Origin of the sequence: Aminobacter niigataensis, from assembly GCF_946995915.1 — a bacterium.
Classification (GTDB): Bacteria; Pseudomonadota; Alphaproteobacteria; order Rhizobiales; family Rhizobiaceae; genus Aminobacter; species Aminobacter niigataensis.
Genome location: NZ_OX341517.1, coordinates 1,164,450 through 1,177,779 on the forward strand (window position 1 = coordinate 1,164,450; position 13,330 = coordinate 1,177,779).

Here is a 13,330-nt window from a genome sequence, read left to right on the forward strand (position 1 = left end):
ACGAAACGCGGCGCGTCGTCAGGCAGTGCCCGCAACGCTCCCGAGTAGACATATGAACCTCCGCAATATCGCGATCATCGCGCACGTCGACCATGGCAAAACAACCCTGGTCGATGCGCTTCTCAAGCAATCCGGTTCGTTCCGTGAAAATCAGCGCGTCGCCGAGCGCGCGATGGATTCGGGCGACATCGAAAAAGAACGTGGCATCACCATTCTGGCCAAGGCGACCTCGGTCGACTGGAAGGATACCCGCATCAACATCGTCGATACGCCGGGCCACGCCGATTTCGGCGGCGAGGTCGAGCGCATCCTGTCGATGGTCGACAGCGCCATCGTTCTGGTCGACGCTGCCGAAGGCCCGATGCCGCAGACCAAGTTCGTGGTCGGCAAGGCGCTCAAGGTCGGCCTCCGTCCGATCGTGGTGATCAACAAGATCGACCGCCCCGACGCCCGCCACCAGGAAGTCATCAACGAGGTGTTCGACCTCTTCGCAGCGCTCGACGCCACCGACGAGCAGCTCGACTTCCCGATCCTCTACGGTTCGGGCCGCGATGGCTGGGTTTCCGAGAATCCGGAAGGCCCCAAGGACCAGGGCCTGGCGCCGCTGTTCGATCTCGTGCTCAAGCATGTTCCGGCGCCGACGGTTAACCCCGGCCCGTTCCGCATGATCGGCACCATTCTCGAGGCCAATCCGTTCCTCGGCCGCATCATCACCGGCCGTATCGCGGCGGGCACGCTGAAGCCCAACCAGGCGGTCAAGGTGCTGCACCATGACGGCACGCTGCTGGAAAACGGCCGCGTCACCAAGATCCTCGCCTTCCGCGGCATCGAGCGTCAGCCGATCGAAGAAGCCCATGCAGGCGACATCGTCGCCATTGCCGGTCTTTCGAAGGGCACCGTGGCCGACACCTTCTGCGATCCGTCAGTGAACGCGCCGATGGCCGCCCAGCCGATCGACCCGCCGACCGTCACCATGTCGTTCATCGTCAACGACTCGCCGCTGGCCGGCACCGAGGGCGACAAGGTGACCAGCCGCGTCATCCGCGACCGCCTGCTCAAGGAAGCCGAAGGCAACGTCGCACTCAAGATCGAGGAATCGCCTGACAAGGACTCATTCTTCGTTTCCGGCCGTGGCGAATTGCAGCTCGCGGTGCTGATCGAAACGATGCGCCGCGAAGGCTTCGAGCTTGCAGTGTCGCGTCCGCGCGTGGTCATGCAGAAGGACGAGAACGGCGAACTGCTCGAGCCCGTCGAAGAAGTCGTCATCGACGTCGACGAGGAGCATGCCGGTATCGTCGTGCAGAAGATGTCGGAGCGCAAGGCCGAGATGGTCGAGCTGCGTCCTTCGGGCGGCAACCGCCAGCGCCTGGTGTTCCACGCGCCGACGCGCGGCCTGATCGGCTACCAGTCCGAGCTTTTGACCGATACGCGTGGCACGGCTGTCATGAACCGCCTGTTCCACTCCTATCAGGCCTACAAGGGCGAGCTGCCAGGCCGCACCAATGGTGTCCTGATCTCCAACGATCAGGGCGAGTCGGTGGCATTCGCGATGTGGAACCTCGAAGATCGCGGCCCGATGGTCATCGATGCCGGCGTCAAGGTCTATCAGGGCATGATCATCGGCATCCACAGCCGTGACAACGACCTCGAGGTCAACGTGCTGAAGGGCAAGAAGCTGACCAACATCCGCGCCGCCGGCAAGGATGAAGCAGTGCGCCTGACGCCGCCGATCCGCATGACGCTCGAGCGCGCTCTGGCCTGGATCCAGGACGACGAGTTGGTCGAGGTGACGCCGAAGACCATCCGCCTGCGCAAGCTCTATCTCGACCCGAACGAGCGCAAGCGCTTCGAAAAGTCGAAGGGCGCGGCGTAAGCCACCAGATTTGATCAAAAAGGGCGTCTCCACTGGAGGCGCCCTTTTTTGTTTGCAGGATAGATTGCGTCCAGCGTCACATCTCGATGATCGGCGCCACCTCGACAGAACCGCCGGCCGCAAGGATCGGGCAACCCTTGGCGATGCGCGCGGCGTCGGCGGCATCTTTCGCGTCGAACACCGAATAGCCGCTCACCGGATTGGCGCCGCCGTCATTACTGACCGCGCCGTTGGCGGCGACCGTCTGGGATTTGCCGACCGGTGCACCGCCGTCGACGACGGCGGCACCCAAACCGGCGAACCAGTCCATCCAGGCTTTCATCACCTTTGCGCCTTCTTCTTCGGTCTGCGGTATCGTACCGCCGTGATAGACGAAGAGAAACTTGGCCATGATCTATCTCCCGTGGCGTGCCGACAGGCCGGCCACCCGGCATCTTGCCAGCGCAGGACGAACCATCCGCCCGAAGCTTGTCGCGAGCAAGACCTCCTGGCGTCCCCCTCTATCAAGTTGCGCCATTACGGCCGGCCATCGTCCGCCAGTTGCAAGTTCCGCTCGTTGCCATAAGCTCTGGCTGCCAGTTTGAGGGAAAGACGATGGAACCGACGTCGCTTCTGATCTTTGCCGGTGCGCTGCTTGTCGCCGCGGGTTCGCCCGGACCGTCGATCGCCGCCCTGGTTGCACGGGTGATCTCCAAGGGGTTCCGCGACGTGCTGCCGTTTCTGGTGGCGATGTGGATCGGCGAGGCGATCTGGCTGTCGCTGGCGGTGTTCGGGCTCGCCTTCGTGGCGCAATCTTTCCACCTGGCCTTCGTGGTCGTGAAATGGCTCGGCGTCGCCTATCTCGTCTATCTTGCCTGGAAGATGTGGACAGCACCGGTCGAGGCGCGTGAAGGCGAGATGCCGCGCCAGGATTCAGCCGTCAGGCTATTTGCCGCCGGCATGGCGGTGACGCTGGGCAACCCCAAGATTATGATGTTCTACCTCGCTTTGCTGCCGACCATCATCGACCTCGCTTCCGTCACTGTTGTCGGCTGGCTGGAACTGACGCTGACCATGGCGGCCGTGCTGGTCGCCATCGACCTTTGTTGGGTGTTTGCGGCCGCGCACGCGCGCAAGCTTTTGAGGAGCCAGCAGGCGATGCGAATCGCCAATCGGGTGAGTGCGACGACGATGGCCGGGGCCGCCGCCGCGATTGCCGTGAGGTAATGACAACTGTTTCGGCAACATGTCGGTGGCGTGCGCCTTGCGAACGTTGCGTCAGCCTAGAATTCAGGCATTTTCTGCCCATTGCCTAGGCGTTTTTCCATACGTTCCGTCAAACCTTTGTCGCTAAAGGCGGGCCATCTGCTACGATAGTCGCAAAAGCATGTGACGGGACGGGAGAAACTAGCGTCATGGCCGAACCAATGAAGTCGAAGGCGAGTTCCGCCAAGACTGCATCTTCCTCGAAATCCTCCAACAGACCTCCCCAGATTCTCGAACTGTTGCTTGGTCGCGCTCCGGCCGAGGACGTGGCGGACTACGAACCCGGCATGCTGGAACGGGCCGCCCAATTGGCCGAACAGGCCGTTCTCAAGCATCGCAAGGGATCTTCGGTGATCGACATCGAGACCGGGGCGGGGGTTATCCGCCATGGCCGGCCGGTAACTGTCGTAACCGTCGTCAACGACAACATGCCGTTCCTGTTCGATTCGGTCCTCGGCGAGATCACCGAGGCTGCAGGCGAGCCGGTACTCGTCACCCATCCGGTCCTTCACGTGCGACACGGTCGCACCGGCGTCGACGAAATCCTGGGCGACGGCAAGGGCGACCAGGGCGTCGACAAGCTGAGCGTCATCCATGTGCACATCCCGCTGCTCGGCAAGGACGCCGCCGAAGCGCTGCGCGAACGGCTGAAGAAGCTGCTCGGCCAAGTCCGCGCCGCCGTCACCGACTGGAAGCGCATGCTGGCCCGGCTCGACCAGGCGATCTCGGAATTCCGCTATGCGCCGATCCCACTCGACAAGAACGCGGTGACCGAGGCGATCGCCTTCCTGGAATGGCTGCGAGACGACAATTTCACTTTCCTTGGCATGCGCGAGTTCAAATATTCGGGCGGCGAAAAGAGCGGCACGCTGGAGCGCGCCGACAAGCCGGGCCTGGGCATCCTTGCCGACCCCGACGTGCTGGTGCTGCGCCGCGACACCGTCGATGCGATCTCCACGACGCCCGAGATCCGCGTCTTCCTGCATGGCCCCGATCCGCTGATCGTCACCAAGGCCAATGCCAAGTCGGCGGTGCACCGCCGCGCCTATCTCGACTACATCGGCGTGAAGACCTACGACGCCAAGGGCCAGCTTTCGGGCGAATTGCGCATCGTCGGCCTGTTCACCTCGACGGCCTACACCCGCTCAGTGATGAAGATCCCCTATCTGCGCTCCAAGGCCGAAGCGGTGATCCAGAAGTCGGGCTTCGATCCTGCCGATCATTCCGGCAAGGCACTGATCAACGTGCTCGAATCCTATCCGCGCGACGAGCTTTTCCAGATAGCGGTGCCGGCGCTGCGCAAGCATGCCGAGGCGATCCTCGGCCTGGTCGAGCGGCCGCGCGTTCGGGCGCTGGTCCGTGTCGACCAGTTCGACCGCTTCGTCTCGATCCTCGTCTTCGTGCCGCGCGACCGCTACGATTCGGTCGCCCGCGAGCGGATCGGCGCCTATCTCAGGAAGGTCTTCGAAGGCCGTCTGTCAGCCTATTACCCGGCCTTCCCCGAAGGCGGGCTGGCGCGCGTTCACTTCATCATCGGCCGCTCCGGCGGCAAGACGCCAAAGGTCGAGCAGGCAGCGATCGAGGCGGCGATCCGCGATATCGTCACCACCTGGGAGGACGGGCTGCGCGAAGCTTCGGCAGAGGCGGGGTCGCCCGCGTCGCTGGTCAGCGTCGCCAACCATTTTCCGCAGGACTACCAGAACAGCTTCTCGCCGGGCGCGGCCCTGCTCGACGCCGAGCGGATTTCCACGATCAGCGCCGCCAATCCGATCGTCATCGACTGCTACCGCGACGCCGGCCAGGCGCCGGAACAGGCTTCGCTGAAGATCTACCACTACGGCGCACCGCTGGCGCTGTCGCGGCGCGTGCCGCTGCTCGAGAACATGGGCTTCCGCGTCATCAGCGAGCGCACCTTCGAGTTCGGCGAAAAGGGCGAAGACCAGATCTTCATCCACGACATGGAACTGGAGAACGCCTACGGCCAGCCGGTCGACCTTGCCGACGGCGGGCTGCTGTTCGAGGAGGTGTTCCTGTCGGTGTGGAACGGCGACGCCGACAATGACGGCTACAACGCTTTGGCGCAGACGGCGGGGCTCGGCTCCAACGAGATCGTCATCCTGCGCGCCTATGGCCGCTACCTCCAGCAGGCCGGCATTCCGCAGAGCCAGGACTTCATCGCAGCAGCGCTCAACCGCTACCCCGATATCGCGCGCGGCCTGCACCAGATGTTCCTCGCCCGGCTCGACCCGGCACAGGAGAAGGACGGGCTAGTCACAGCAAAGCATCTCAAGGCCAAGATCAAGGATGCGCTGGAGGCCGTTCCGAACATCGACGACGACACCATCATCCGGCGCTACGTCAACCTGATAGAGGCGTCGCTTCGGACCAACCATTTCGTCGCCGGCAAGAAGGAGCGGGGCCAGTCGCTGGCGATCAAGCTCGACTCGCGCAGCGTCGACGGCCTGCCGGAGCCGCGGCCCTGGCGCGAGATCTTCGTCTACGGCTCCGAGGTCGAGGGCGTGCATCTGCGCTTCGGCGCGGTGGCCCGCGGCGGCCTGCGCTGGTCGGACCGGGCGCAGGACTATCGCACCGAAGTGCTGGGCTTGGTGAAGGCGCAGCAGGTCAAGAACGCCGTCATCGTTCCCGTCGGCGCCAAGGGCGGCTTCTTCCCCAAGCGGCTGCCGGTCGGCGGCAGCCGCGATGCCACCTTTGAGGCGGGCAGGGCGGCCTACGTCAACTTCGTCTCCTCGATGTTGTCGATCACCGACAATATCGACGGCGACAAGGTTGTGCCGCCGAAGGACGTGGTGCGGCGCGATGTCGACGATCCGTATTTCGTTGTCGCCGCCGACAAGGGCACGGCAACCTTCTCGGACACCGCCAACGGCATCAGCGAGAAGCACGGCTTCTGGCTCGACGATGCCTTCGCGTCGGGCGGCTCGGCCGGCTACGACCACAAGAAGATGGGCATCACCGCGCGCGGTGCCTGGGAGGCGGTGAAACGGCATTTCCGCGAGATGAACCGCGACATCCAGACCTCGCCCTTCACCGTGGTCGGTGTCGGCGACATGTCGGGCGACGTGTTCGGCAATGGCATGCTGCTCTCCGAGCAGACACGGCTGATTGCGGCCTTCGACCATCGCGACATCTTCATCGATCCCGATCCCGACATGGCGGCGTCGTTTGCCGAGCGCAAGCGCATGTTCGCGCTGCCGCGGTCGAGCTGGCAGGACTACGACAAGTCGAAGCTGTCGGCGGCTGGCGTGATCGTCTCGCGGGCGCAGAAATCGGTGACCCTGCCGGCTGCGGCGGCTGCCGCGATCGGATTGGAGAAGACCACGGCTTCGCCGACCGAGATCATGAGCGCCATCCTGCGGGCGCCGGTCGACCTGTTGTGGTTCGGCGGCATCGGCACCTATGTGCGGGCGACCGGCGAAACCAACCAGGAGGCCGGCGACCGGGCCAATGACGCGATCCGCGCTACGGCCAGCGAGGTTCGCGCCAAGGTGATCGGCGAAGGCGCCAATCTCGGTACAACGCAAAGGGCGCGCATCGAATTCGGCCTCAAGGGCGGGCGCTGCAATTCGGACGCCATCGACAATTCGGGCGGCGTGAACTCGTCCGACGTCGAGGTCAACATCAAGATCGCACTGGCTTCAGCGATGCGCGCCGGCTCGCTCCAGCGCCCGGCGCGCAACAAGCTGCTTGCCGAGATGACGGAGGAAGTGGCCGGGCTGGTTCTTGCCAACAACTACGAGCAGACGCTGGCGCTGTCTCTCGCCGCCCGGCGCGGCATGCAGGACATCGCGCACCAGGGCCGCTTCATGAGTGCGCTCGAAACGCGCGGCCTGCTCGACCGCGCGGTCGAGGACCTGCCGAGCGCGGCAGCGCTCGCCGAGCGGCAGACGCGCAACGAACCGCTGACCCGGCCCGAGCTCGGCGTGCTTTTGGCCTACGCCAAGATCGTGCTGTTCTCCGATATCGTCGCCAGCGACTTGCCCGACGATGCCCAGTTCGCGCACGACCTGATGGGCTATTTCCCCGGCCGCATGGCCAAGAAATACGAAGCTGAGATTGGCGGCCACCGGCTGCGCCGCGAGATCATCACGCGCGTGCTGGTCAACGATCTCGTCAATCGCGGCGGACCATCCTTCGTCAACCGCCTGCAGGAAGCAAGCGGCCGATCGGCAGCGGATGTGGCGCGCGTCTTTGCGGTTGTACGCGACGGCTTTGCGCTGCCGGGGCTCTATGCCGAGATCGATGCTTTGGACAATGTCGTCGATGGCATGACGCAGCTCGATCTCTACCAGGCGGTGAGCAGGCTGCTCTTTGTGACCTGCGGCTGGTACCTCAGGAACGACCACGGCGACGCCCCGCTGGCAAGCCGCATCGCCGAGTTGCATGGCGCACGCGCGGCGCTCGAGCACAAGTTCGCCGGCATGCTGCCAGCCTTCACCCAGGACCGCATCCAGAAGCGGAAGGCGGGCTTTGCCGCGGCGGGTGCGCCGGAGAAGCTGGCCGAGCGGCTGTCGCTGCTCGAAGTCGGCGAACTGGTGCCCGACATCGCGTTGGTGGCGAAGACCGCCAAGGCCGATATCGTCGCGGCCGCCAAGTCGTTCTTCGGCGTCAGCGAGGCGTTCCGCATCCCGCGCATCGAAGACGCTGCCAATGCGATATCGAGCTCCGACTACTATGAGGGGCTGGCCCTCTCTAGGGCGTCGGACACGATCGGGGCGGCACGGCGCGGCATTGCGGTGGCGGCCCTTACAGGCTTCGGCAAGGCTGCCGACCCTGTCGCGGCCTGGCTCGAGGCGGGCGGCGAGCGCATCAACCGTACCCGCGAACGGCTGCAGGCGCTGACCGAGGGCGGTGACATCAGCGTGTCACGGCTGACCGTCGCGGCGGGCCTGATGAGCGACCTGTCGGGCCGATAGTGGCTCGTCAAACCGGCCTGCCGCGCACATCGCGGCAGGCATTTTCCTCAAGGACCACGCAAGCGAACTGCGCTATAGCTCGCAACGACGCGCAGATGCGGCGCGCGTGGAGGGACGATGGCTGAGACGATGGTGGTTCAACGTACGCCGCGGCGTGGCGTCTGGGGCTGGATGCTGTTCGATTGGGCGGCGCAACCCTTCTTCACGGTGGTCACCACCTTCATCTTCGGCCCCTACTTCGTCTCGCGCATGGCGACCGATCCGGCCATGGGCCAGGCAGCGTGGGGCTACGGCATCGCTGCAGCGGGCTTCGTCATCGCCATCCTGTCGCCCGTCCTCGGCTCGATCGCCGACCAGACCGGGCCGCGCAAGCCGTGGATCGCCTTCTTCGCGACGATCAAGGTGCTAAGCCTGTGCATGCTCTGGTTTGCCGAACCCGGCTCGCCGCTCGTGCCGATCGTTTTGCTGTTTTCGCTGGCGTCAGTTGCGGCGGAATTCTCGATCGTGTTCAACGATTCGATGATGCCGCGCCTGGTGTCGAAGGACGAGATCGGTAAGATTTCGAACATAGCGTGGGGCCTCGGCTATCTCGGCGGCATGATCGTCCTGATCTTCGTCGTAGGCTTCCTGGCGGCATCGCCCGAAACCGGCAAGACCATCATCGGCGCCGACCCGCTGTTCGGCATCGATCCGAAACTCGGCGAGGATGCACGTGCCACCGGCCCGATCTCGGCGCTGTGGTACCTGATCTTCATCCTGCCCATGTTCCTGCTCACGCCCGACAGCGGCAAGGGCATTGCGATCCGCCCGGCCGTGCGCCTGGGCCTGAGCGAACTCAAATCGACATTGGGCGAGGTGCGCCAGCGCACGGGCATCTTCCGCTTCCTTGTTGCCCGCATGATCTACCAGGACGGCGTCAATGCACTGCTCGGGCTCGGCGGCGCGTTCGCCGCAGCGATGTTTGGCTGGACCATCACCGAGATCGGCATCTACGGCATCATTCTCAACGTCATAGCGATCTTCGGCTGCCTCGTCGCTAGTAGGCTAGACACTGGTTTCGGCTCGAAGGTGGTGGTGGTGGTTTCACTGGTGCTGCTGACGATTGCCACCATCGGCATCGTCTCGACCGGGCCGGGCTACACGTTGTTCGGTATCTGGCAGATGCCAGGCGCCGACACCGGCGGGCTGTTCGGCACCCCGGCGGAAAAGGCCTACATCGCCTTCGGCCTTTTGGTCGGTATCGCCTTCGGTCCGGTGCAGGCCTCGTCGCGCTCCTACATGGCCCGCAGCGTCTCGGCCGATGAGGCCGGGCGCTATTTTGGCCTCTATGCGTTGTCGGGCCGGGCGACGAGCTTCGTTGCGCCTTTCGTGGTCGCAACCGTCACCGCGTTGAGCGGTTCGCCGCGCCTGGGCATGGCGATGATCATCATCTTCTTTGCCGTCGGCCTGGCGGTGCTGCTGCGGACGCCTTACCCGGCGGACGAGGTGTAGTAAGCGCGTACTTCCTTCTCCCCTTGTGGGAGAAGGTGTCGCCGCAGGCGACGGATGAAGCGTGCTGGAAGAAACGAGAAGCTGCGGCGAGCGCGCTGAGCGGTGGACGCATCGAACCTGCAGTACTCCGTCCAATACCCCTCATCCGTCTCGGCGCTTCGCGCCGATCCACCTTCTCCCCCAAGGGGAGAAGGAACGTTGCTTCAGTGCCTGAAATGCCTGACGCCGGTGAAGATCATGGCGATGCCGTGCTCGTCGGCGGCGGCGATGACATCTTCGTCGCGCATCGAGCCGCCCGGCTGGATGACGGCGGTGGCGCCTGCCTCGACGGCTGACAGCAGTCCGTCGGCGAAGGGGAAGAAGGCGTCCGAGGCGACGACCGATCCCCTGGTCAGCGGCTCGGCGAGGCCGGCAGCCTCTGCCGCGTCGAGGGCCTTGCGCGCGGCGATGCGGGAGGAATCGACCCGGCTCATCTGGCCGGCGCCGATGCCGGCGGTGGCAAGGTCGCGGGCATAGACGATGGCGTTCGACTTGACGTGCTTGGCGACACGGAAGGCGAATTTCAGGTCCTCGATCTCGCGCTGGGTCGGCTGGCGCTTGGTGACGACGTTGAGGTCGAGGGCGTCGACGATGGCGTTGTCGCGCGACTGGACGAGCAGGCCGCCGGCAACCGACTTGACCGCAAGGCCGGCGCGGTCAGGATCGGGCAGGCCGCCGGTCACCAGCAGGCGCAGGTTTTTCTTGGCGGCGACGATGGCCTGGGCTTCCGGCGTGGCGTCGGGCGCGATGATGACCTCGGTGAAGATCTTGACGATCTCCTCGGCAGCTTCGGCGTCGAGAATACGGTTCATCGCGACGATGCCGCCGAAGGCAGAGACCGGGTCGCAGGCGAGCGCCTTGGCATAGGCCTCGGCAAGAGAGGCACCTTCGGCGACGCCGCAGGGGTTGGCGTGCTTGATGATGGCGACCGCTGCGGTACGGACCGGATCGAACTCGCCGGCGAGCTCGAAGGCGGCATCGGTGTCGTTGATGTTGTTGTAGGAGAGCTGCTTGCCCTGCAGCTGGGTTGCGGTCGCAACGCCGGGGCGCTTGTCGCCTGTCAGGTAGAAACCGGCCGACTGGTGCGGGTTCTCGCCGTAGCGCATGACGCTCTGTAGCTTGCCGCCGAATGCGCGCCAGTCGGGCGTGTCGATTTCGAGCGCTTCGGCAAACCAGCCGGAGATCGCGGCGTCATAGGCGGCGGTGCGGGCGAATGCCTTGGCGGCGAGCTTCTTGCGCGCCTCGTAGGACAGGCAGCCATTGTTGGCGACGATGGAGTCGAGCACGTCCTTGTAGTCGGCCGGATCGGTGACGATGGCGACATAGGCGTGGTTCTTGGCCGAGGCGCGGACCATGGCTGGACCGCCGATGTCGATGTTCTCGACGATCGAGGCGTAGTGGGCGCCGGAATCGCGGACCTCTTCGAACGGGTAGAGATTGACCACCACGAGGTCGATCGGCTCGATGCCGTGTTCGGCCATGGCGGCAGCGTGCTCGGGATCGTCTCGAACGCCGAGCAGCGCGCCGTGGACCGATGGATGCAGCGTCTTGACGCGACCGTCCATGATCTCGGGAAAGCCGGTCAGTTCGGAGACGTCGCGGACTACGATCCCTTCGGCTGCGATGCTCTTGGCCGTGCCGCCCGTCGACACGAGTTCGACGCCGACATTGGCGAGGCACTTGGCGAATTCGATCAGGCCGGTCTTGTCGGAAACCGACAGCAGGGCGCGGCGGATCGGTACCAGATCGGGAGCGGGGATCTTCTTGGATACGACGGCCATGGCGAGGGGGCCTTTCAAGGCTGGATGGGAGACGCGACTACAGCGCCGCGCGTCTTTTGGGACGCGCAAAGGACGCTGTAGCAAATTAATTGGTGCATGATCCTTTCCGAAAATCGTTACCGATTTTCGGGGTCATGCACTAGGGCGGCGTACCATATGACGCTTGGAAATCAAGGCGCGCAGCGCCTTTCGCTCAGTTTTCGAGGCGGCTGATGATGCGAGTTCGGGAGAATTGCCAGTGCACCTCGGAGACTTCCGAAGCCTTGAACGACAGCACGATCTGGCGCGAGCGGCGGGGCCCGCCGAGACCGGCGAAATAGATCGATTCCTCGACCTCGGCAGGAATGTCCGGGGAGATGAAGACCCAGGTGTCGATGTCAGGGCCGGTCAGCACCAGCCGCTCCTTCTGGTCACGGAACAGCTGGACGTCGGGGTGGACGTGGAAACGCACTGCAACGAGATCGCGGCCGTCGTTCTTGATTGGCGCCTTGCCGGCGCGAAGCAGGCGGTCGCAACCCGACAGGATGCTGCCGCCGGCCGACAGGCTGAGCTCGCGCTCGTGATGGAGCCCGAAGCGCTGGGCGTAGCCGTCGTGGCTGGCGACAAAGCCATGGATGCCGGGCTTGTCGAGCCGCTGGGTGGGCACCGACTTGGGGCCGCCGAACAGTGGGCTGCCGAGCAGGCCGCTGACGCGCTGCGAATGGGCAAAACTTGCCGACGAGGTGTCGTTGATCGTCACTGTCGAATGCGCGGCGGTGGCGCGCGCCAGCGGCCTCAGTTCGGCGATGCCATAGGTGTCGACGCCGGCGTTGACGATGTAGTGCTGCCGGCCCGACGACATCTCGAAGGACAGGCAGCCGGCATGGGCGTGGTTCGACACGTCGATGGGTGGGGCCGTGCCGGTGTCGGCAATGACCGTCGTGCCGCCCATGGCCAGGCGCTCGTAGCCGGAATGGGTGGCATGCAGCGGCGGCGAGCCGGCGGTGTCGTCGTGGCGCAGGATCGCGGCGATGCGGTCGTGGATGGTGGCGCCCATGCCATTGAAGCGCGCGAGGCTGCCGTCCTGGTGGCGGAAGAAGCGCAGCGCTGGCAGCATGCGCTCGACAGCATTGATCAGCGCCAAGGGCGGCTGCTCGGCCTGATTGGCATAGGTGTGGCGCAGCGGCAGGAGGTCGGCGAGGATCTCCAGCACCGCCATGGGGTTGCGCGAGACATGACCGCCGTCGGGCAGGATCTGGCGGTCGAGTTCTTCGGCGAGACTGCGCGTGGCCGAGCGCAGCGCCGAGACCGGTGCTGGCAGGGAAAGGGCGGCGAAGGCAAGCGCTATGCGGGCTCTCAGCCGGTCCTTGCCGGCGGGCATTTCGCGCGCCATCGACCGGAGGTAACGAATCTGCATCGCCAGCGAGCGCAGGAAGGACCGGTAGAAGGCGAATTCGGCGCCCTGGAGCACTACCGAGGAATGCTGCAGCCAGGCGATGATTCGCTTGGCGGTGGTCGCCGGCTCCCAGGCGACGCCTGAAATGCGATTGCCATGCATGGCGATCCAGTCGGAGACGAGCGCCCGCGCGTTCGCCGCGGCTAGTTCAGTGCCGGCAGCGCGCATGTGGCGCAGCCAGCGGAAACCGTGCAGGCTGCGTTGCCAGCCGCGATTGGGAACGTCGACGAGGAAGGGCGACTGGCCGCCTGTTTCGACCAGATGGCCGGACAGCGGAAAGCGGCCATAGTAGATTTCAAGCGCGATCTGGGGGTCGGCGAGGCGCAGGTCGGGCGGCGCAATGAGCACGCGTTCGGGCGTACGCCCGGAGTAGCGCCAGCGGTAGGCCGGACCGGCGCGCAAGCGCCGGCGTGCCTTGCGCCAGAACTCCTTGGCGACGAGCGTCCACAGGCGCGTCGTGTTGTCCGCCGTAATCGACAAAAGCCCTCCCGACGCAACCCACGTCATGGTTCAAATTAGGTTGTTTCAATGG

General features: G+C 65.0%; 7 protein-coding genes. 4 read left to right on the top strand and 3 right to left on the bottom strand.

Annotated features, from left to right (window positions below):
* The first annotated feature begins 52 nt into the window (after positions 1-52).
* Positions 53-1,873: a translational GTPase TypA gene (gene typA / locus O1Y97_RS05565; RefSeq protein ID WP_108606364.1), complete on the top strand. Its 1,821-nt coding sequence runs from the start codon at positions 53-55 to the stop codon at positions 1,871-1,873.
* Positions 1,874-1,949: 76 nt separating this feature from the next.
* Here typA and O1Y97_RS05570 read toward each other — a convergent pair whose 3' ends face one another.
* Positions 1,950-2,264, bottom strand: a complete 315-nt coding sequence (locus O1Y97_RS05570) for a YciI family protein (RefSeq protein ID WP_183262825.1) — start codon at positions 2,262-2,264, stop codon at positions 1,950-1,952.
* Positions 2,265-2,467: 203 nt separating this feature from the next.
* Between O1Y97_RS05570 and O1Y97_RS05575 the strand changes: the two genes are divergently transcribed.
* The 3 genes from O1Y97_RS05575 (at position 2,468) to O1Y97_RS05585 (ending at position 9,543) form a co-directional block, all read left to right on the top strand.
* Positions 2,468-3,079 carry a LysE family translocator gene (locus O1Y97_RS05575; RefSeq protein WP_318763392.1) on the top strand — a complete coding sequence of 204 codons (612 nt, stop codon included), beginning with the start codon at positions 2,468-2,470 and terminating at the stop codon, positions 3,077-3,079.
* Between the two features lie 188 nt (positions 3,080-3,267).
* The gene (locus tag O1Y97_RS05580) at positions 3,268-8,052 is read left to right on the top strand and encodes an NAD-glutamate dehydrogenase (RefSeq protein WP_318763393.1); all 4,785 of its coding nucleotides are present in this window, start codon (positions 3,268-3,270) and stop codon (positions 8,050-8,052) included.
* A 117-nt stretch (positions 8,053-8,169) separates the two neighbouring features.
* On the top strand, positions 8,170-9,543 hold the full coding sequence (locus tag O1Y97_RS05585; protein WP_199914567.1) for an MFS transporter: 1,374 nt from the start codon (positions 8,170-8,172) through the stop codon (positions 9,541-9,543).
* Between the two features lie 203 nt (positions 9,544-9,746).
* Here the strand turns inward: O1Y97_RS05585 and purH are convergent, their stop codons facing one another.
* Complete coding sequence (gene purH / locus O1Y97_RS05590) at positions 9,747-11,363, bottom strand: bifunctional phosphoribosylaminoimidazolecarboxamide formyltransferase/IMP cyclohydrolase (protein ID WP_318763394.1); 1,617 nt, start codon at positions 11,361-11,363, stop codon at positions 9,747-9,749.
* Positions 11,364-11,556: 193 nt separating this feature from the next.
* Entirely contained in the window at positions 11,557-13,305 is a 1,749-nt protein-coding gene (locus O1Y97_RS05595; protein WP_404801248.1) for a heparinase II/III family protein, read from the bottom strand.
* Between the last annotated feature and the right edge of the window lie 25 nt (positions 13,306-13,330).

Coding starts and splice junctions, on each gene's coding strand:
- typA (WP_108606364.1), top strand. CDS start 53: ATGAACCTCCGCAATATCGCGATCATCGCGCACGTCGACCATGGCAAA.
- O1Y97_RS05570 (WP_183262825.1), bottom strand. CDS start 2,264: ATGGCCAAGTTTCTCTTCGTCTATCACGGCGGTACGATACCGCAGACC.
- O1Y97_RS05575 (WP_318763392.1), top strand. CDS start 2,468: ATGGAACCGACGTCGCTTCTGATCTTTGCCGGTGCGCTGCTTGTCGCC.
- O1Y97_RS05580 (WP_318763393.1), top strand. CDS start 3,268: ATGGCCGAACCAATGAAGTCGAAGGCGAGTTCCGCCAAGACTGCATCT.
- O1Y97_RS05585 (WP_199914567.1), top strand. CDS start 8,170: ATGGCTGAGACGATGGTGGTTCAACGTACGCCGCGGCGTGGCGTCTGG.
- purH (WP_318763394.1), bottom strand. CDS start 11,363: ATGGCCGTCGTATCCAAGAAGATCCCCGCTCCCGATCTGGTACCGATC.
- O1Y97_RS05595 (WP_404801248.1), bottom strand. CDS start 13,305: ATGACGTGGGTTGCGTCGGGAGGGCTTTTGTCGATTACGGCGGACAAC.